This window comes from Pseudomonas sp. MWU12-3088 (assembly GCF_023242405.1).
GTDB lineage: Bacteria > Pseudomonadota > Gammaproteobacteria > Pseudomonadales > Pseudomonadaceae > Aquipseudomonas > Aquipseudomonas kribbensis.
In genome coordinates this window covers 1-18,429 of sequence record NZ_JALJEA010000003.1, presented here as the reverse complement: position 1 = coordinate 18,429, position 18,429 = coordinate 1, and the positions used below count along the sequence as shown (strand labels likewise).

The 18,429-nt window shown below is 59.2% G+C and carries 17 protein-coding genes, 5 tRNA genes and 1 riboswitch; of the genes, 17 read left to right on the top strand and 5 right to left on the bottom strand.

Translation table 11 applies throughout. The annotated features are described in order from the left end of the window. Positions 1-67: 67 nt before the first annotated feature. From aruF to astE, 6 genes are all read left to right on the top strand, one after another. Positions 68-1,087, top strand: a complete 1,020-nt coding sequence (gene aruF / locus M5B98_RS08860; protein WP_248742490.1) for an arginine/ornithine succinyltransferase subunit alpha — start codon at positions 68-70, stop codon at positions 1,085-1,087. A gap of 51 nt (positions 1,088-1,138) precedes the next feature. Continuing rightward, positions 1,139-2,164, top strand: a complete 1,026-nt coding sequence (gene astA / locus M5B98_RS08855) for an arginine N-succinyltransferase (RefSeq protein ID WP_027612638.1) — start codon at positions 1,139-1,141, stop codon at positions 2,162-2,164. Continuing rightward, positions 2,161-3,630, top strand: a complete 1,470-nt coding sequence (gene astD, locus M5B98_RS08850; protein WP_248742751.1) for a succinylglutamate-semialdehyde dehydrogenase — start codon at positions 2,161-2,163, stop codon at positions 3,628-3,630. The genes astA and astD overlap by 4 nt, the downstream gene beginning before the upstream one ends. Positions 3,631-3,767: 137 nt before the next feature. Next, positions 3,768-5,114: an N-succinylarginine dihydrolase gene (gene astB / locus M5B98_RS08845; RefSeq protein WP_248742489.1), complete on the top strand. Its 1,347-nt coding sequence runs from the start codon at positions 3,768-3,770 to the stop codon at positions 5,112-5,114. A gap of 62 nt (positions 5,115-5,176) precedes the next feature. Continuing rightward, a complete protein-coding gene (locus tag M5B98_RS08840; protein WP_064598799.1) occupies positions 5,177-5,467 on the top strand; it encodes a hypothetical protein in 291 nt (96 codons plus the stop codon). A 12-nt stretch (positions 5,468-5,479) separates the two neighbouring features. Next, positions 5,480-6,490 (top strand): succinylglutamate desuccinylase, encoded by a 1,011-nt coding sequence (astE, locus tag M5B98_RS08835; protein ID WP_119427938.1) that lies wholly within the window; start codon positions 5,480-5,482, stop codon positions 6,488-6,490. 45 nt (positions 6,491-6,535) lie between these two features. Here the strand turns inward: astE and M5B98_RS08830 are convergent, their stop codons facing one another. After that, positions 6,536-7,045 carry a 6,7-dimethyl-8-ribityllumazine synthase gene (locus M5B98_RS08830; protein WP_248742488.1) on the bottom strand — a complete coding sequence of 170 codons (510 nt, stop codon included), beginning with the start codon at positions 7,043-7,045 and terminating at the stop codon, positions 6,536-6,538. Between the two features lie 102 nt (positions 7,046-7,147). Next, a riboswitch (FMN riboswitch) is annotated at positions 7,148-7,320 on the bottom strand. 197 nt (positions 7,321-7,517) lie between these two features. Between M5B98_RS08830 and ltaE the strand changes: the two genes are divergently transcribed. From ltaE to M5B98_RS08790, 8 genes are all read left to right on the top strand, one after another. Beyond that, the gene (gene ltaE / locus M5B98_RS08825) at positions 7,518-8,522 is read left to right on the top strand and encodes a low-specificity L-threonine aldolase (protein WP_248742487.1); all 1,005 of its coding nucleotides are present in this window, start codon (positions 7,518-7,520) and stop codon (positions 8,520-8,522) included. A gap of 146 nt (positions 8,523-8,668) precedes the next feature. Beyond that, positions 8,669-11,293, top strand: coding sequence for an alanine--tRNA ligase (gene alaS, locus M5B98_RS08820; RefSeq protein ID WP_085709726.1), 2,625 nt, complete (start codon positions 8,669-8,671; stop codon positions 11,291-11,293). 90 nt (positions 11,294-11,383) lie between these two features. Further along, a complete protein-coding gene (locus tag M5B98_RS08815) occupies positions 11,384-12,625 on the top strand; it encodes an aspartate kinase (RefSeq protein ID WP_007951048.1) in 1,242 nt (413 codons plus the stop codon). Between the two features lie 187 nt (positions 12,626-12,812). Beyond that, positions 12,813-13,001: a carbon storage regulator CsrA gene (csrA, locus tag M5B98_RS08810; RefSeq protein WP_002554426.1), complete on the top strand. Its 189-nt coding sequence runs from the start codon at positions 12,813-12,815 to the stop codon at positions 12,999-13,001. A 62-nt stretch (positions 13,002-13,063) separates the two neighbouring features. After that, positions 13,064-13,154, top strand: a tRNA-Ser gene (locus M5B98_RS08805). Between the two features lie 107 nt (positions 13,155-13,261). Continuing rightward, positions 13,262-13,338: transfer RNA gene (locus M5B98_RS08800), tRNA-Arg, on the top strand. A gap of 72 nt (positions 13,339-13,410) precedes the next feature. Further along, a tRNA-Arg gene (locus M5B98_RS08795) sits at positions 13,411-13,487 on the top strand. A gap of 72 nt (positions 13,488-13,559) precedes the next feature. Then, positions 13,560-13,636: transfer RNA gene (locus tag M5B98_RS08790), tRNA-Arg, on the top strand. 19 nt (positions 13,637-13,655) lie between these two features. On the opposite strand, the gene M5B98_RS08785 is transcribed toward M5B98_RS08790, so the two are convergent. Further along, the gene (locus M5B98_RS08785) at positions 13,656-14,174 is read right to left on the bottom strand and encodes a cell envelope protein SmpA (protein WP_248742486.1); all 519 of its coding nucleotides are present in this window, start codon (positions 14,172-14,174) and stop codon (positions 13,656-13,658) included. A 319-nt stretch (positions 14,175-14,493) separates the two neighbouring features. On the opposite strand from M5B98_RS08785, the gene mgtE reads away from it, so the two are divergent. Further along, positions 14,494-15,936: a magnesium transporter gene (gene mgtE / locus M5B98_RS08780; RefSeq protein ID WP_085709728.1), complete on the top strand. Its 1,443-nt coding sequence runs from the start codon at positions 14,494-14,496 to the stop codon at positions 15,934-15,936. Positions 15,937-16,048: 112 nt separating this feature from the next. On the opposite strand, the gene M5B98_RS08775 is transcribed toward mgtE, so the two are convergent. Continuing rightward, positions 16,049-16,375: an Arc family DNA-binding protein gene (locus M5B98_RS08775; protein WP_003178899.1), complete on the bottom strand. Its 327-nt coding sequence runs from the start codon at positions 16,373-16,375 to the stop codon at positions 16,049-16,051. A gap of 389 nt (positions 16,376-16,764) precedes the next feature. Between M5B98_RS08775 and phnN the strand changes: the two genes are divergently transcribed. Further along, positions 16,765-17,334 carry a phosphonate metabolism protein/1,5-bisphosphokinase (PRPP-forming) PhnN gene (gene phnN, locus M5B98_RS08770; RefSeq protein ID WP_248742485.1) on the top strand — a complete coding sequence of 190 codons (570 nt, stop codon included), beginning with the start codon at positions 16,765-16,767 and terminating at the stop codon, positions 17,332-17,334. Here the strand turns inward: phnN and M5B98_RS08765 are convergent. Together M5B98_RS08765 and M5B98_RS08760 are read right to left on the bottom strand one after the other, a co-directional pair. Further along, on the bottom strand, positions 17,309-17,488 hold the full coding sequence (locus tag M5B98_RS08765) for a PA3371 family protein (RefSeq protein WP_248742484.1): 180 nt from the start codon (positions 17,486-17,488) through the stop codon (positions 17,309-17,311). The two genes, phnN and M5B98_RS08765, sit on opposite strands and share 26 nt — an antisense overlap. Positions 17,489-17,508: 20 nt before the next feature. Next, positions 17,509-17,736 carry a hypothetical protein gene (locus tag M5B98_RS08760; protein ID WP_248742483.1) on the bottom strand — a complete coding sequence of 76 codons (228 nt, stop codon included), beginning with the start codon at positions 17,734-17,736 and terminating at the stop codon, positions 17,509-17,511. A gap of 297 nt (positions 17,737-18,033) precedes the next feature. On the opposite strand from M5B98_RS08760, the gene M5B98_RS08755 reads away from it, so the two are divergent. Then, positions 18,034-18,110, top strand: a tRNA-Arg gene (locus tag M5B98_RS08755). Positions 18,111-18,429 lie beyond the last annotated feature (319 nt).

The following is an 18,429-nucleotide window of genomic DNA, read 5'->3' as shown; positions in this document are numbered from 1 at the left end:
GCCTGCCCGGCATTTTTTTCCCGAGTCGGCGCTTTCGCCGACCTGAAGTAGAGAAAGGAGTGACACCATGCTGGTGATGCGCCCTACGCAAATGGCTGATCTGGGCGAGGTACAGCGTCTGGCTGCGGACAGCCCGATTGGTGTCACTTCCTTGCCGGATGACGTTGAACGCCTGAGCGACAAGATCGCCGCGAGCGAAGCCTCGTTTGCCGCCGAAGTGAGCTTCAACGGTGAAGAAAGTTATTTCTTCGTCCTCGAAGACACTGCCACCGGCAAACTGGTGGGCTGCTCGGCGATCGTCGCGTCGGCCGGTTATTCCGAGCCGTTCTACAGCTTTCGCAACGAGACCTTCGTGCACGCCTCCCGCGAGCTGAAGATCCACAACAAGATCCACGTGCTCTCGCAATGCCACGACCTGACCGGCAACAGTCTGCTGACCAGTTTCTACGTGCAGCGCGAGCTGGTGGGTTCGCCTTGGGCCGAACTCAACTCCCGTGGCCGTCTGCTGTTCGTGGCCAGCCATCCGGAGCGTTTCGCCGATTCGGTGGTGACCGAGATCGTCGGTTACAGCGACGAGAACGGCGACTCGCCGTTCTGGGACGCCATCGGTCGCAACTTCTTCGACCTGAACTACGCCGAGGCCGAGCGTCTGTGTGGCCTGAAAAGCCGCACGTTCCTCGCCGAACTGATGCCGCATTACCCGATCTACGTGCCGCTGCTGCCGGACTCCGCTCAGGAAGCGATGGGCCAGGTGCACCCGCGTGCGCAGATCACCTTCGACATCCTGATGCGCGAAGGCTTCGAGACCGATCACTACATCGACATTTTCGACGGTGGCCCGACCCTGCATGCGCGCGTTTCGGGGATCCGTTCGATCGCCCAGAGCCGTGTGGTGCCGGTGAAGATCGGCGAGCCGGTCAAAGGTGCCGGGCGCCAGTATCTGGTGGCCAATGCCCAGTTGCAGGATTACCGCGCGGTATTGCTGGAATTGGATTACGCGCCAGGCAAACCGGTGACCCTGGATCTGGAAGCGGCCGAAGCCCTGGGCGTCGGTGAAGGTGCCAGCGTGCGCCTGGTGGCGGTTTAACGCCTTAGCGAGTTTCACGGGTGGCCACGGCGGCCCGTTTGAGGAGATAGCATGATTGTTCGTCCCGTACGCAGCAGCGATTTGTCCGCTCTGATCGACCTGGCCCGCAGCACCGGCACCGGCCTGACCACTTTGCCGGCCAACGAAGAGCGCCTGACCCACCGGGTCGGCTGGGCCGAGAAGACCTTTCGCGGTGAAGCCGGCCGTGGCGACGCGGACTACCTGTTCGTGCTCGAAGACGACAACGGTCGCGTGGTGGGGATTTCCGCCATCGCCGGCGCCGTCGGTCTGCGCGAGCCGTGGTACAACTTCCGCGTCGGCCTGACCGTCAGCGCCTCGCAGGAACTGAACATCTATCGTGAGATCCCGACGCTGTTCCTGGCCAACGACCTGACCGGCAACTCCGAGCTGTGCTCGCTGTTCCTGCACGCCGATTACCGCACCGGCCTCAACGGTCGCATGCTGTCCAAGGCGCGGATGCTGTTCATCGCCGAATTCCCGGAACTGTTCGGCAACAAGATCATCGCCGAGATGCGCGGCGTGTCCGATGAAGCCGGCCGTTCGCCGTTCTGGGAAAGCCTGGGCCGTCATTTCTTCAAGATGGAATTCAGCCAGGCCGATTACCTGACCGGCGTCGGCAACAAGGCGTTCATCGCCGAACTGATGCCGAAATTCCCGCTGTACACCTGCTTCCTGTCGCCGGACGCACGCAACGTCATCGGCCAGGTGCACCCGGACACCGAGCCGGCGCTGGCGATGCTCAAGAGCGAAGGCTTCAGCTATCAGGGTTACGTCGACATCTTCGACGCCGGTCCCGCCATCGAATGCGAGACCAGCAAGATCCGCGCGGTGCGTGACAGCGAGGCGCTGGTGCTGGCCATCGGCACGCCGGGCGACGATGCGACGCCGTTCATCATCCATAACCGCAAACGCGAAGACTGCCGCATCACGGCTGCGCCGGCCCGTCTGGCCGCCGGTACGCTGGTGGTCGATCCGCTGACCGCCAAACGTCTTCAACTCAACGCTGGCGATCAGGTTCGCGCCGTGGCGTTGTCTGCTGCCCGGGAGTCGAAATAATGAATTCGCTATACATCGCAGGTGAGTGGCTGGCCGGTCAGGGCGAGGCCTTTCAATCGCTGAACCCGGTGACCCAGCAAGTGCTGTGGTCGGGAGAGGGCGCCACTGCCGCTCAGGTCGAGTCGGCCGTGCAGGCTGCGCGTCAGGCGTTCCCGGGCTGGGCCCGTCGCACCCTGGAAGAGCGCATCAGCGTGCTCGAAGCTTTCGCCGCCGCGCTGAAAAACCACGCCGACGAATTGGCCCACACCATCGGTGAGGAAACCGGCAAGCCGCTGTGGGAAGCCGCGACCGAAGTCACCAGCATGGTCAACAAGATCGCGATCTCGGTGCAGAGTTACCGCGAACGTACCGGCGAAAAGAGCGGCCCATTGGGCGACGCCACCGCCGTGTTGCGCCACAAGCCCCACGGTGTGGTGGCGGTGTTCGGCCCTTACAACTTCCCCGGCCATTTGCCGAACGGCCACATCGTGCCGGCGCTGCTGGCCGGTAACAGTGTGCTGTTCAAGCCAAGCGAGCTGACCCCGAAAGTCGCCGAGCTGACAGTCAAGTGCTGGATCGAAGCCGGTCTTCCGGCTGGTGTCTTGAACCTGCTGCAAGGCGCCCGGGAAACCGGTATCGCGCTGGCGGCGAACCCGGGCATCGACGGTCTGTTCTTCACCGGTTCCAGCCGTACCGGCAATCACCTGCATCAGCAGTTCGCCGGTCGTCCGGACAAGATCCTTGCGCTGGAAATGGGCGGCAACAACCCGCTGGTGGTCGATCAGGTCGCGGACCTCGATGCTGCGGTGTACACGATCATTCAGTCGGCATTCATTTCCGCCGGTCAGCGCTGCACCTGCGCCCGTCGTCTGCTGGTGCCGCAAGGCGCGTGGGGCGACAGCCTGCTCAAGCGTCTGGTGGACGTCAGTTCGACCATCGAGGTCGGCGCGTTCGATCAACAGCCTGCTCCATTCATGGGCTCGGTGGTTTCCCTCGGCGCGGCGAAAGCGTTGATGGATGCCCAGGCGCATCTGTTGGCCAACGGCGCTGTGTCGCTGCTGGCAATGAATCAACCACAGGCCCGGTCGGCGCTGCTGACCCCGGGCATCGTTGATGTGACGGCGGTTGTCGATCGCTCCGACGAAGAACTGTTCGGCCCGTTGCTGCAAGTCATCCGCTACGCCGATTTCGCGGCGGCGATTGCCGAAGCCAACGACACCGCATTTGGTCTGGCCGCTGGCCTGCTGTCGGATTCCGAAGAACGCTACCAGCAGTTCTGGCTGGAAAGCCGTGCCGGGATCGTCAACTGGAACAAGCAGCTGACTGGTGCTGCGAGCAGTGCGCCGTTCGGCGGTGTCGGCGCTTCGGGCAACCACCGCGCCAGCGCCTACTACGCGGCGGATTACTGCGCGTACCCGGTGGCCTCGCTGGAAACCCCGAGCCTGGTTTTGCCGGCGGCCCTGACACCTGGCGTGAAGATGGCGTGATGCCCATCGCTGGCAAGCCAGCTCTCACAAGGGCGATGAGATCCCTGTGGGAGCTGGCTTGCCAGCGATGGCCGCGCCGCGGTCTTACTGAATAGTTACTGAAGCCTATAACAACAGATTCTCGTGGAGCCTCGCTGATGAAATCCTATGAAGTCAATTTTGACGGTCTAGTGGGGCCGACCCATAACTACGGTGGTCTGTCCTACGGCAACGTTGCGTCCCAGAGCAACAGCCAGCAGTCCTCGAACCCGAAGGAAGCGGCGCTGCAAGGCCTGGCGAAAATGAAAGCGCTGATGGAAATGGGCTTTCAGCAAGGCGTTCTCGCACCCCAGGAACGTCCGGACGTGGCTGCTCTGCGCCGTCTGGGTTTCAGCGGCACCGACGCCCAGGTCATCGAGCGCGCCGCAAAAGAAGCGATGCCGCTGCTGGTCGCCAGTTGCTCGGCGTCGAGCATGTGGGTGGCCAACGCCGCCACGGTCAGCCCGAGTGCCGACACTGCTGACGGTCGCGTGCACTTCACCGCCGCCAACCTGAACTGCAAATACCACCGCAGCATCGAGCACCCGACCACCAGTCGTGTGCTGGGTGCGATGTTCGCCGACCAGCAGCACTTCGCTCACCACGCCGCATTGCCGGCAGTGGCGCAGTTCGGCGACGAAGGCGCAGCGAACCACACGCGTTTCTGCCGTGAGTACGGTGAGGCCGGTGTCGAGTTTTTCGTGTTCGGTCGCAGTGCCTTTGACACCCGTTACCCGGCGCCGCAGAAATATCCGGCGCGTCAGACCCTTGAAGCGTCGCAAGCGGTCGCCCGTTTGCACGGCCTGCGTGATGACGGCGTGGTCTACGCGCAGCAGAACCCGGCGGTGATCGATCAGGGCGTGTTTCACAACGACGTGATCGCGGTGGGCAACGGCGAGGTGCTGTTCTATCACGAGGACGCGTTCCTCGACACCGAGAACATGCTGGCCGAGCTGCAAGCCAAGCTGGCCAAGGTCGGCGGCAAGTTCCAGTCGGTCTGTGTGCCGCGTTCGGCGGTTACCGTGGACGACGCGGTGCGTTCCTACCTGTTCAACAGCCAGTTGCTGTCGCGTCCTGACGGTTCGATGCTGCTGATCGTGCCGGAAGAGTGCCGTGGCAACGAGCGCGTGTGGAATTACCTGCAAGGCCTGACCAGCTCCGGCGGCCTGATTCGCGAAGTGAAAGTATTCGACCTCAAGCAAAGCATGCAGAACGGTGGTGGCCCGGCGTGCCTGCGACTGCGCGTCGCGCTCAACGAAACCGAGCTGGCGGCCGTCAACCCAGGGGTTATCATGACCGCCCCGTTGTACGGTTCGTTGACCGCATGGGTTGAAAAGCACTACCGCGACCGCCTGAGCGAAAGCGACCTGGCGGACCCGCAATTGCTGCTTGAATGCCGGACGGCACTGGATGAACTGACGCAAATCCTTAAACTGGGCGCGGTTTATCCATTCCAGATCAATTGATGGCCGGCGCGCCGCCTGAACGCGGCGCGCGGCTTGTCACCCCAACAGAGCGTAAAAAAGACATGAGCGATTCCCTGCGGCTGATCCTTGAAGACACCGACGGCAAGCAACTGGAAACTTCCTGCACCCGCGTCGCGGTCATGTGGCAAGGCAAAGAGCTGTGGATCCAGCAGGACGGCCGCGGCCAGCTGCTGATTGGCGTGGACGTCGAAGAAGGCGACGAAGAGTACGCCAATCTGCTGCTGCGCCCATTGGCGACTAATCTGGTAAGTCTGCAACTGGAGATGGAACCGGCTGACCTCGGCGACGATGACGGTCACGTGCACGGCCCGGATTGCAACCACGACCACTAAGGAAACCGCTCTATGCTCGCCCTCGGCAAACTGCTTGAACTGACCCTCGCCGGCCGCGAACCGGCGGAGAAGACTCAACTGACTGTCGAAGGCGTGCGCATGCGCTGGCTGAGCGAGGGTGCGCTGGAAGTCCGGCCACCCGAAGCGCGCGACAATGGCCTGGACCTGCTGCTGTCGGCAGGTATCCACGGCAACGAAACGGCACCGATCGAATTGCTCGACCGGCTGCTGCATGACATCGCCCGCGGCGACTTGAAGCCGCGCGCACGCATTCTGTTCCTGTTCGGCAACCCGGAAGCGATTCGCAAGGGCGAGCGTTTCATCGAGCAGGACGTCAATCGGCTGTTCAACGGCCGTCACGAACAAAGCAGCGGTTCCGAAGCCCTGCGCGCCTGCGAACTGGAACGCCTGGCCGCGAGTTTCTTCAGCGTGCCGGATCGTCAGCGTCTGCACTACGACCTGCACACGGCGATTCGTGGTTCGAAGATTGAGCAGTTCGCGTTGTATCCGTGGAAGGAAGGTCGTCAGCATTCCCGTCTGGAGCTGGCCCGCCTGCGCGCCGCCGGCATGGAGGCGGTGCTGTTGCAGAACAAACCGTCGATCGTCTTCAGTTCCTACACCTACGACAAGCTCGGTGCCGAGTCCTTCACCCTGGAACTGGGCAAGGCGCGGCCGTTCGGGCAGAACGCCGGGGTCAATGTGTCGCTGCTGGAAACCCGTCTGAAGCAGATCATCGAAGGCACCGAGCCAGAGATGGCCGGGCAGGGCCTGGACGGTCTACAACTGTTCAGCGTGGCGCGGGAAATCATCAAACACAGCGACTCGTTCCGCCTGAACCTGCCGGCGGACATCGAAAACTTTTCGGAACTGGATGTGGGTTATGTGCTGGCCGAAGATCTGGCCAATACCCGCTGGATCATCGAAGAGCAGGGCGCGCGGATTATTTTCCCGAACCCCAAGGTCAAGAACGGCCTGCGGGCAGGCATTCTGATCGTGCCGACCACTGACGAAAATCTCGCCTGAAACTGAATCGCCCCCACGCGGTGCATGGGGGCGATCGTTATTGCATCAGACCGCTACAGCACGCGGCTCGGTGCGGCGCAACGCACGCACTTTCTGCAGTGTATCCACGCAAGTCTTCGCCGCTTCCTGACCCTTGTGCACGAAATGCTCGAAGAAGAACTTGTAGTGTTCTTCGCCGGCATGGAAGTGGTGCGGGGTCAGGGATACCGAGAACACCGGCACTTCGGTTTCCAGCTGAACCTGCATCAGGCCGCTGACCACCGACTGGGCGACGAATTCGTGACGGTAGATCCCGCCGTCTACCACCAGAGCGGCCGCGACGATGCCGGCATAACGACCGGTCTTGGCCAACAGCTTGGCGTGCAGAGGCATTTCAAAGGCGCCGCCGACTTCGAAGAAATCGATGTCCGATTCCTGATAACCCTGGGCGATCATTTCGGCGAGGAAGCCTTTGCGGCTCTGATCGACGATTTCCTTATGCCAGCAGGCCTGGATGAACGCGACGCGCTCGCCGTGAGGGTGTTTGCTTTTGCTGTCGATAGCGGTGGGTTGCATGTTCTGACTCCTGTTTGTGTGAAAAACAGGGCGTTATGAATCGAAAGGGATTCAAGGGTACGCACGCTCGCGCGAACGCGGCGGACGGCCCTTTGGCGTCAATCCCGTTCTCTCTTCATCCGGACTGTGACCGTCGGCCCCGGAATCACACCGGGTCTGCTGACCTTGCCGCCGTTCACGGTGTTTTGCCGTGTCCGTCACCAAGCGCTCGCGGGCTATGCGCATTGCGCGCAATTACCGCCGGTGGGGAATTGCACCCCGCCCTGAGAACGTTTCGCCGCCCTTTATCGGGCGGCGCAGCGTTTTTAACACAGATCGGCGGGCTGTGCATCGCGCCTTTGTGATGATTGCCATCGGATTTTTCGAAGCGTGGAAACGACTTTTCCTTGCGCAAGGGTTGATTAATCCGCGCCATGCCCGCAGTAATTCCTCTACGAAAAGGGATTTCCCCTGCTGACCAGAGGCCAGGTTCATGAGCGTTATCGATCTTCGCAGCGACACCGTCACCCAACCGACTCCCGCCATGCTCGACGCGATGACCGCGGCGGCCACCGGGGATGATGTGTATGGCGAAGATCCGACGGTCAATCGTCTGGAAACCGAACTGGCAAAACGGTTGGGTTTTGCCGCTGCGCTGTTCGTCCCGACCGGCACCATGAGCAACCTTTTGGGTTTGATGGCGCACTGCGAGCGCGGTGACGAGTACATCGTCGGCCAGCAGGCGCACACCTATAAGTACGAGGGCGGCGGCGCAGCGGTGCTCGGTTCGATCCAGCCACAGCCGCTGGAAGTGCAGGCCGATGGTTCGCTGGATCTGGATCAGGTGGCAGCGGCGATCAAGCCTGACGACTTTCACTTCGCCCGCACCCGCCTGCTGGCACTGGAAAACACCATGCAGGGCAAGGTGTTGCCGATGGCGTATCTGGCCCGGGCACGTCAGTTCACTCGAGACAATGGCCTGCAGCTGCATCTGGACGGTGCGCGGCTGTACAACGCCGCCGTCAAGCTTGGGGTTGATGCCCGTGAGATCACGCAGCATTTCGATTCGGTGTCGGTGTGCCTGTCCAAAGGCCTTGGCGCGCCGGTCGGCTCCGTGCTGTGTGGTTCGGCCGAGTTGATCGGCAGGGCACGGCGCCTGCGCAAGATGGTCGGAGGCGGCATGCGTCAGGCCGGCCTGCTGGCGGCAGCGGGGCTGTATGCGCTGGATCACAACGTCGAGCGCTTGGCGGATGACCATGCCAACGCGCAGTTTCTGGCTGAAGGCCTGCGCGAGGCCGGTTTCACCGTCGAGCCGGTGCAGACCAACATGGTTTACGTGCAGATGGGTGACCGTGCCGAAGCGATCAAGGCGTTTGCCGCCGAGCGCGGGATCAAACTGAGCGCTGCCGCCCGTCTGCGGATGGTCACGCACATGGACGTCAATCGCTCGCAAATCGAGCAAGTGATCGCGACATTCGTCGAGTTTTCGCGCAAGTGACAGCGTTAGCCCCTCAATTGACCGTTTCTATCGTATAAACACGCTGTACCCCGCGCGCAGGGCCGATATAATGCGGCCCTTTGCCGTCGTTTCGTCTGTTGACGTTTCGTACAGGCCTTTGGCCGCAGCCTCCGTGGAAGAACCTAATGAAAAGCGCAGAAATCCGTGAAGCCTTCCTTCGCTTCTTCGAAGAGCAAGGCCACACCCGTGTAGCCTCCAGCTCTTTGATTCCGGGCAACGACCCAACCCTGCTGTTCACCAACGCGGGGATGAACCAGTTCAAGGACTGCTTCCTGGGCCAGGAAAAGCGCGCGTACACCCGCGCCGTCTCCAGCCAGAAATGCGTGCGCGCCGGCGGCAAGCACAACGACCTGGAAAACGTCGGTTACACCGCCCGTCACCACACCTTCTTCGAAATGCTGGGTAACTTCAGCTTCGGCGATTACTTCAAGCGTGATGCCATCACCTACGCCTGGAACTTCCTGACCTCCGAGAAGTGGCTGAACCTGCCGAAGGAAAAGCTGTGGGTCACCGTCTACGCCAGCGATGACGAGGCTTACGACATCTGGACCAAGGAAGTCGGTGTGCCGGCCGAGCGCATGGTGCGCATCGGCGACAACAAGGGCGCGCCATACGCCTCCGACAACTTCTGGACCATGGGCGATACCGGCCCGTGCGGTCCTTGCACCGAGATTTTCTACGATCACGGCGCCGACATCTGGGGTGGCCCACCGGGCTCGCCGGAAGAGGACGGCGACCGTTACATCGAAATCTGGAACAACGTGTTCATGCAGTTCAACCGCACCGCCGATGGCGTGTTGCACCCGCTGCCAGCGCCGTCGGTGGACACCGGCATGGGCCTGGAGCGGATCAGTGCCGTGCTGCAGCACGTTCACTCGAACTATGAAATCGACCTGTTCCAAAGCCTGTTGGCCGCTTCGGCCAAGGCCATCGGTTGCAGCAACGATAATCAGGCGTCCCTGAAAGTCGTGGCTGACCACATCCGTTCCTGCGGCTTCCTGATTGCCGACGGCGTGCTGCCGTCCAACGAAGGCCGTGGCTACGTGCTGCGCCGGATCATTCGTCGCGCCTGCCGTCACGGCAACAAGCTGGGCGCCAAGGGCAGCTTCTTCTACCAGATCGTTGCTGCACTCGTGGCCGAGATGGGCGAAGCGTTCCCTGAGCTGAAATCCCAGCAGGCGCACATCGAGCGCGTACTGAAAGCCGAAGAAGAGCAATTCGCCAAGACCCTGGAGCAGGGCCTGAAGATCCTCGAGCAGGATCTGGCCGAGCTCAAAGGCGACGTGGTTCCGGGCGACGTAGTGTTCAAGCTCTACGATACCTACGGTTTCCCGATGGACCTGACCGCGGACATCGCCCGCGAGCGCAGCCTGACCATCGACGAAGCCGGTTTCGAGCGTGAAATGGAAGCCCAGCGCGTCCGTGCACGTTCCGCCAGCTCCTTCGGCCTGGACTACAACAGCCTGGTCAAGGTTGATGTCGATACCGAATTCACCGGCTACCACGCCACCAGCGGTTCGGCGAAAGTCGTTGCTCTCTATAAAGATGGCCAGTCGGTGGACGTCTTGAGTGAAGGGCAGGAAGGTGTTGTGGTATTGAACCAGACGCCGTTCTACGCCGAATCCGGCGGCCAGGTTGGCGATTGCGGTTACCTGCAGGCCGGCAACAGCCGTTTCGACGTGCGCGACACCACCAAGACCGGCGGCGCATTCCTGCACCACGGTGTGCTGGCTTCGGGCAGCCTGATTGTTGGCGCGCCGGTGGAAACCCATGTCGAAGCCGACGTACGTCACGCCACTTCGCTGAACCACTCGGCCACGCACTTGCTGCATGCAGCATTGCGCAAAGTGCTGGGCGATCACGTTCAACAGAAAGGCTCGCTGGTTGACAGTCAGCGTCTGCGTTTCGACTTCAGCCACTTTGAAGCGATCAAGCCAGAGCAATTGAAAGCGCTGGAAGACATCGTCAACGCCGAGATCCGCAAGAACTCCGCCGTTGAAACCGAAGAAACCGACATCGAAACCGCCAAGCAGAAGGGCGCCATGGCGCTGTTCGGCGAGAAGTACGGCGACAACGTACGCGTGCTGAGCATGGGCGGCGATTTCTCCGTCGAGCTGTGTGGCGGTATCCACGCCAACCGTACTGGCGACATCGGCCTGCTGAAAATCATCAGCGAAGGCGGTGTGGCATCGGGTGTGCGTCGTATCGAAGCGGTCACCGGCGCTGCGGCGCTGGCTTACTTGAACGCTGCTGAAGAACAACTCAAGGAAGCGGCCAGCCTGGTCAAGGGCAGCCGCGAAAACCTGATCGACAAGCTGTCGGCTGTACTGGAGCGCAACCGCGCGCTGGAGAAGCAGCTCGAGCAGTTGCAGGCCAAGGCCGCTGCTGCCGCCGGCGACGATCTGTCGGCTTCGGCTGTGGACGTCAAAGGCGTGAAGGTGCTGGCCGTGCGACTGGATGGTCAGGACGGCAAGGCGCTGCTGGCGCTGGTCGATCAGCTGAAAAACAAACTCGGTCGCGCAGTGATCCTGCTCGGCAGTGTCCATGAGGAAAAGGTCGTACTGGTTGCAGGCGTGACCAAGGACCTGACTGGCCAACTCAAAGCCGGTGATTTGATGAAACAGGCTGCTGCGGCAGTGGGCGGGAAGGGCGGTGGTCGTCCGGACATGGCGCAGGGCGGCGGTGTCGACGCCGGCGCACTGGATAGTGCACTGGCGCTGACCGTTCCATTCGTCGAGCAGGGTTTATAAGACGGTCTGTCGGGCCCGCAGTCTAGTGGCGGGCCCGGCGGCTGTTCGAGTGATTATTGGGCGCCCTTCATGGGCAGAGGCGGCTTTGAAATGGCTTTGATCGTACAGAAATTTGGAGGCACCTCGGTCGGCACTGTCGAGAGAATCGAGCAGGTCGCCGACAAGGTTAAGAAATTCCGCGATGCCGGCGATGACCTGGTGGTTGTGCTGTCTGCAATGAGCGGCGAAACCAACCGTCTGATCGATCTGGCCAAGCAAATCAGTGGCGAAGATCAACCGGTTCCACGTGAACTGGACGTGATCGTCTCCACCGGTGAGCAGGTGACGATCGCCCTGTTGGCCATGGCGCTTATCAAGCGCGGTGTGCCGGCGGTGTCGTACACCGGCAACCAGGTGCGGATCCTGACGGACAGTGCGCACAATAAAGCGCGTATCTTGCAGATTGATGACCAGAAGATTCGCGGTGACCTGAAGGCTGGCCGTGTGGTTGTGGTCGCCGGTTTCCAGGGCGTCGACGAGCACGGCAACATCACGACCCTGGGGCGTGGCGGTTCCGACACTACCGGCGTGGCGCTGGCCGCTGCGTTGAAGGCTGACGAGTGCCAGATCTACACCGACGTCGATGGTGTCTACACCACTGACCCGCGTGTGGTATCGGTTGCTCAGCGTCTGGACAAGATCACCTTCGAAGAGATGCTGGAAATGGCCAGCCTCGGTTCCAAGGTGTTGCAGATCCGTGCCGTGGAGTTCGCCGGCAAGTACAACGTTCCGCTGCGCGTACTGCACAGCTTCAAGGAGGGTCCGGGCACCCTCATTACTATTGATGAAGAGGAAACCATGGAACAGCCGATCATTTCCGGCATCGCTTTCAACCGCGATGAAGCCAAGCTGACCATCCGTGGCGTGCCAGACACCCCGGGCGTGGCGTTCAAGATTCTCGGCCCGATCAGTGCCGCGAACATCGAAGTCGACATGATCGTGCAGAACGTCGCGCACGATAACACCACCGACTTCACCTTCACCGTGCACCGCAACGACTACCAGTCCGCGCAGACCGTACTGGAAAACACCGCTCGCGAGATCGGTGCCCGTGAAGTCGTCGGCGACACCAAGATCGCCAAGGTCTCGATCGTCGGCGTCGGCATGCGTTCCCACGCAGGCGTGGCCAGCCGCATGTTCGAATCCCTGGCGAAGGAAAGCATCAACATCCAGATGATCTCGACTTCGGAAATCAAGGTTTCCGTCGTGATCGAAGAGAAATACCTGGAACTGGCCGTGCGCGCCCTGCACACGGCTTTCGAACTGGATGCTCCAGCCCGTCAGGGCGAGTAATCCTGGTCAATAAAGGGCGCGGTCTGACCGCGCCCTTTATTTTTTGAATGGCGCGAGCCCTGAACTGTTCTTTTGCTCGCGCTGGTCAATACTCAGGCATGTAGGGCTACGATCGCTCCGGTTGTAGGTCGGGTGCCTTTTTTTTGCAGACTGTTGTCCCTGAAATGATTCGCGTGAGGAGAAAGGTATGCTGATTCTGACTCGTCGGTGCGCAGAAAGCCTGATTATCGGTGATGGCGAAATCACCGTGACCGTGCTCGGCGTCAAAGGAAATCAAGTGCGTATCGGCGTCAATGCCCCGAAAGAGGTCGCCGTGCACCGTGAGGAAATCTACCTGCGTATAAAGAAAGAGAAGGACGAAGAACCAAGTCATTAATTTTTATTGATTTTTATGTTTGCAAACGGGGAAAAGGTTGGTTAAGATACGCCCCGTGTTGCGGAGAGCTGGCCGAGTGGCCGAAGGCGCTCCCCTGCTAAGGGAGTACACCTCACAAGGGTGTCGGGGGTTCGAATCCCCCGTTCTCCGCCATTATTTGCTTAGTACGTTGTAATCTGGCTTTTTCTGTAAGTTGTTGAAATTAATAGAAAAAGTGGTTGGAATAGAGATTAGACGGGCTATAATGCGGCGCAACAAATGCACTCGTAGCTCAGCTGGATAGAGTACTCGGCTACGAACCGAGCGGTCACAGGTTCGAATCCTGTCGAGTGCACCATTTAAGAGTCAGCTACAGCAATGTAAATGACTCGGCTTCAACCAGGTGTGATCTGGTCTAACAAACACAAATGCACTCGTAGCTCAGCTGGATAGAGTACTCGGCTACGAACCGAGCGGTCACAGGTTCGAATCCTGTCGAGTGCACCATTTAAGAGTTAGTTGCAGCAATGTAAATAACTTGGCTTCAGCCAGTTGTGGTCTGGTCTAAAAACACAAATTGCACTCGTAGCTCAGCTGGATAGAGTACTCGGCTACGAACCGAGCGGTCACAGGTTCGAATCCTGTCGAGTGCACCATATACCAAAAAGCCCGCGTTTAACGCGGGCTTTTTGCTGTCCGGGATTTGAGTTTTCCAGTCACGCATCCTTTCTCATCAAAATCGACCTGAGCACTGCGGCCTCGCTTGAGGTCGTAACGATAAGTCGTTGCCGAATTGCGGATGCTGATCTTGTCAGGCTTTCCCAGAGCGCTTTCAACATCCTGTTGGCTCATTCCGGCGATGATTCGTTGATTGATGATTGCTTCGCGCTTCTGTCGCGCGTCGATCAGATCTCCGCATTTGTCTTGGGTGCGTCCTACGACGGCCATTTCTCGCTTTCTGATATTCATACCGGATATTTCTTCGTGTCGGGCTTCGGGCATCAGTGCCACTGTCGAGCCGGGCGAGTAGGGGCGTACCTCCTGGAGTAAAAGGCGCTCATTGTTCGCGCAACTCAGCGTTGTGAATGTGAGGCTACCGTCGGCAGCTTCGCAGCGGTGAATTGTCGTTGTGTTCCCTGTGGACGGGAGGCAGAGCAGGGTGGTCAGCATGAGTCGGGATGTTTTCGATGGCATTCGGCGTCCTCCATGACGATCCCTTTCAAGCGTAGTCGGCAGTTTTTTCGCTGCCGGTGTGTTTTCTTTTCAGGATGAGTCGTCGGAGTCTGAAGAGTCAGGACAGTGCTCAGCTTTGTCTCGCAAGCGCTTGTTTCAGCCTAGATTTTTAACGTTTAAAACCGTCAGGCGGTGTATCATTGCGCCCGTCAGCCCCGCCGGGGCTTATGGAAAACCTCCATGGACTTACCCAGTAGTTACTCAGTACCCCGTTTTACCAATCATGAATTGACTGATTGATCCTTCCGGCGTGCCCCGCTGCTGGGAGTGGAGTTCGCCTATGTCCGAAATCGAAGTAAAGAAAACACAGGAAAGCCTGCAGGATCGCCTGGCTCAGGTCGTTGAGCTGCTGCAGCGCCAACGAGTCGTCGAAGACCTGACTCACCGCCAGGAAGGCGCACATCATGACCGGGTCGAGAACCTGGTCCACCGGCAAAATCTCGTCGAGCTGCAACGCAAGCTCGATGATCTGCACTCCGCCGACGTTGCCTACATTCTTGAAGCCCTGCCGCTGGACGATCGTCTGACGCTCTGGCAGTTGGTCAAGGCTGATCGCGACGGCGACATTCTTCTCGAAGTATCCGACTCCGTCCGTGAAACCCTGATCGCCGACATGGACGATCACGAGCTCCTGGCTGCTGCCAAGGACATGGATGCCGACGAACTTGCTGACCTGGCCTCCGAGCTGCCGCGAGACGTCGTCCATGAGCTGATGGAGACTCTGGATCAGCAGCAACGCGAGCGTGTGCGTTCGGCCCTCTCCTACGACGAGGAGCAGGTCGGTGCGCTGATGGACTTCGAGATGGTGACTATCCGTGAGGATGTCAGCCTCGAAGTGGTCCTGCGTTACCTGCGCCGTCTCAAAGAGCTGCCGGGTCATACCGACAAGCTGTTCGTGGTCGATTACGACGGTGTGCTCAAGGGCGTGCTGCCGATCAAGCGATTGCTGGTCAATGATCCGGAGAAACAGGTTTCCGAAGTGATGGCCAGCGATCCGGTGAGTTTCCACCCGGACGAAGACGCCTACGACGCCGCGCAGGCGTTCGAGCGTTACGACTTGATCTCGGCACCGGTGGTCGACAAGAACGGCAAGCTGATCGGCCGTCTGACCATCGACGAAATGGTCGACCTGATTCGTGAGGAGAGCGAAAGCGAAGTCCTCAACATGGCGGGTCTGCGGGAAGAGGAAGATATTTTCGCTTCCGTCTGGAAATCCCTGCGCAACCGTTGGGCGTGGCTGGCGATCAACCTGATCACGGCGTTCGTTGCGTCGCGGGTGATCGGCCTGTTCGAAGGGTCGATCGAGAAGCTGGTGGCGCTGGCTGCTCTGATGCCGATTGTGGCGGGTATCGGTGGTAACTCCGGTAACCAGACGATCACCATGATCGTTCGCGCCATGGCGCTCGATCAGGTCAGCACGGGCAACACTTCGCGTCTGATGCGCAAGGAGCTCGCCGTTGCGTTGATCAACGGCCTGGTCTGGGGTGGGGTGATTGGTGTTGTGGCTTACATGCTCTACGGCAGTTGGTCGCTTGGTGTGGTGATGACGGCAGCGATGACGCTCAACCTGTTGCTGGCGGCTTTAATGGGGGTGTTGATCCCGATGACGTTGGCCAAGATGGGGCGAGACCCGGCAATGGGGGCCAGTGTGATGATTACGGCCATGACCGATAGTGGCGGCTTCTTCATCTTCCTGGGGTTGGCGACGATTTTCCTGCTCTGATTTCCTGTATCGAACAGCCCGCCAATTGGCGGGCTTTTTTTCGTCCTTGAATTCCCGAATTGCGGGCAAAAAAAAGCCAGCATTCATGCTGGCTTGAGATATTCGATTTGACTCAGGATGCGTCTGCGGCCATTTCGGCGTCGTGGGCGATCAGAGAAACCAGTGCGTTCTGCTGGCGATGGGAGAGTTGGCGGAAGCGTTGCAGTAACTCGCGTTCGTGCAGCGAAAGCTCCGGGCTGTCGAGGCGCATGCTCAGCTCTTCGCCCAGTGCGCCTTCCTGAATAAGACTCTGCTCAAGGCGCGCAATGATCTCGGAGTTCATGCTGCGATGATGATTGCGAGCCACCTCGGCAATGCGTTCACGCATTCCGTCTGGCAGGCGTACGACGAACTTGTCAGCCGTACGGCTGGAATAAATTGCCTGTTTCAATGGGCGCATATATTTAACCGGTTAGTTCAGGGGAGCGGTTCTCGGGATTGGCCGCAGGATGAGTCGTAGGACAAGCATCCGCGCCAAATGGTTCAACCTGAATTGTTAAGAGGCTCGCATCATGCCTCAAAATTGCCAGATCATTGGCGTCAATTCTGTGACAAATATTGATCCGGGTAAAGGCGTAATGCCAGCACCAATTATCAGAAATGCGGACTGGTTTGAAAAGAATGCGTCGGCCCGTATCGCTGACCGCGTCCTGATGTGCAGGAGCTGATGCCCGAAGGCGTCAGACCGTGCATGCTATGCGGCTAGAATCCTTGTTCCTTACCTTGTACAGGATAGTGGCAAATGGCCGATTTACTAGGGGCGTGCACCTGCTGGGGGGCGTTTTCAGGATGGATGGCAAGCTTATTTATCTGATGGGGCCATCCGGCTCGGGCAAGGACAGTCTCATCGAGGCTGTGCGTGAGCGTTTGCATCTGCTGGATTGTGAGGTCATGCGTCGCGTCATTACTCGGTCGGCGGAATCTGTGGGGGAGGATGCGCTCAGTGTCACTCCTGAGGAGTTTGATCGACGCCGACGCGCCGGTGAGTTTTCATTGTCATGGCAGGCAAACGGACTCTCCTATGGTATTCCTGCTGAAATAGACCAATGGTTGAAAGCAGGGCGCCACGTATTGGTAAGCGGATCGCGCGCGAATCTGCGTCAAGCGCTGGAGGATTATCCGACGTTGTTGCCGGTTTTGTTGACAGTCAGGGAAGAGGTGTTGCGGGAGCGTCTGCTTAAGCGTGGACGAGAGACGCTTGAGCAAATCAATGCCAGGCTTGCTCGCAACACCTTGTTCCTGGAAAGGAGGTCAATCAGCAGACCTGTGTTCCAGCTCGATAACTCTGGCGAGTTGGCGGTGGCCGCTGATCACTTTGTGGAGTGGGTGAAGCTCAACGTAGTACCGGATCAAATTTGAACTTGCGGCCGGCTGCCAGTGCAAGCAAGAACAACACTGCAAAAACGGCGCAACCGATCAGGGGCGGGGTGACTTCGGTTTGTTCGAATAGCGAAAAATGCAGGGCGCCGCTCATTAAGGCGAGGATCAAAAAACCTGCCGCTGACTTGGACATGCTGTACTCCTGAAGATGAATCAAAACACCAGGCGATCGATCGATTTGGCTTGCGACGTCTCGAGGGGCGCGCTGACTTCCTGTGAGTGGCTGCCCTGGTCACTCAGCACTGCCCACTGTGGCGCCTTTTGTACCTGCAAGTAATGCGGCATACGCTGTGCAACCGGTTCAGTGCTCTCGGGGGCAAAGTGAAAAGCCACCAGAATCGCTAAAGCGATCGCGTTTGCAAGCAAGAGGGTGCGGTTCATGAGACTGATCTCCGATCGTTCTTCTGCAGAACAGGCGAAGCAGTCGTCATGCCAACAGTTTAACCGCTGTTAAGTCCTTTAAAAACAAGCATTTAAGAGGCGTCTTAAAAAATGGCGCATTGCAATGTGCAATGACGGTTATTTTGAGATGATGCAAATTGCACGGTAAATTGCCCTTCGAGATTGCGGGGCGCCTGCCTACACTTAAAATGCCCTACGGACGACATGACAAATCAGGGTTCGGCCGTTAACATGCTCGCCGTCTGTCGCGCAGCGTCTGCAAGCGACAACGCGTGTGTCTCAGTAGCTCAATTGGATAGAGCATCCCCCTCCTAAGGGGAAGGTTGGCAGTTCGAACCTGCCCTGGGACACCATCTATACAAAACCTTCTTTGTTGATGTCCGCCGGCCTCACGGTTGATTATCGCTTTCTGTTGTTTTCATACCTCTTTGAGTTGCTGAAGCGGCGCAGGCTGGTTGTGTCTCGTGGATGGCTCATTGCTTCTGAACCGATCCTCAGCTTCCTGTCTTGCAATGCAGTCGGTTCGATGGGTATTGCTTGGCTTTGCGTTTTCATGGAGCCCGAATGTTCTTCTATCTATATAGAGGAGCATGAGTGAGGTTGCATTGGGTACAGTTGCTCGTTGCGCTGAATGCGCGCTGATATTTGGATCTTTCGACGGTACTGAGCTTC

Excerpts from the sequence above, each read along its gene's own strand:
- aruF (WP_248742490.1), top strand. The coding sequence starts at position 68 with ATGCTGGTGATGCGCCCTACGCAAATGGCTGATCTGGGCGAGGTACAG.
- astA (WP_027612638.1), top strand. The coding sequence starts at position 1,139 with ATGATTGTTCGTCCCGTACGCAGCAGCGATTTGTCCGCTCTGATCGAC.
- astB (WP_248742489.1), top strand. The coding sequence starts at position 3,768 with ATGAAATCCTATGAAGTCAATTTTGACGGTCTAGTGGGGCCGACCCAT.
- M5B98_RS08840 (WP_064598799.1), top strand. The coding sequence starts at position 5,177 with ATGAGCGATTCCCTGCGGCTGATCCTTGAAGACACCGACGGCAAGCAA.
- astE (WP_119427938.1), top strand. The coding sequence starts at position 5,480 with ATGCTCGCCCTCGGCAAACTGCTTGAACTGACCCTCGCCGGCCGCGAA.
- M5B98_RS08830 (WP_248742488.1), bottom strand. The coding sequence starts at position 7,045 with ATGCAACCCACCGCTATCGACAGCAAAAGCAAACACCCTCACGGCGAG.
- ltaE (WP_248742487.1), top strand. The coding sequence starts at position 7,518 with ATGAGCGTTATCGATCTTCGCAGCGACACCGTCACCCAACCGACTCCC.
- alaS (WP_085709726.1), top strand. The coding sequence starts at position 8,669 with ATGAAAAGCGCAGAAATCCGTGAAGCCTTCCTTCGCTTCTTCGAAGAG.
- M5B98_RS08815 (WP_007951048.1), top strand. The coding sequence starts at position 11,384 with ATGGCTTTGATCGTACAGAAATTTGGAGGCACCTCGGTCGGCACTGTC.
- csrA (WP_002554426.1), top strand. The coding sequence starts at position 12,813 with ATGCTGATTCTGACTCGTCGGTGCGCAGAAAGCCTGATTATCGGTGAT.
- M5B98_RS08785 (WP_248742486.1), bottom strand. The coding sequence starts at position 14,174 with ATGCCATCGAAAACATCCCGACTCATGCTGACCACCCTGCTCTGCCTC.
- mgtE (WP_085709728.1), top strand. The coding sequence starts at position 14,494 with ATGTCCGAAATCGAAGTAAAGAAAACACAGGAAAGCCTGCAGGATCGC.
- M5B98_RS08775 (WP_003178899.1), bottom strand. The coding sequence starts at position 16,375 with ATGCGCCCATTGAAACAGGCAATTTATTCCAGCCGTACGGCTGACAAG.
- phnN (WP_248742485.1), top strand. The coding sequence starts at position 16,765 with ATGGATGGCAAGCTTATTTATCTGATGGGGCCATCCGGCTCGGGCAAG.
- M5B98_RS08765 (WP_248742484.1), bottom strand. The coding sequence starts at position 17,488 with ATGTCCAAGTCAGCGGCAGGTTTTTTGATCCTCGCCTTAATGAGCGGC.
- M5B98_RS08760 (WP_248742483.1), bottom strand. The coding sequence starts at position 17,736 with ATGAACCGCACCCTCTTGCTTGCAAACGCGATCGCTTTAGCGATTCTG.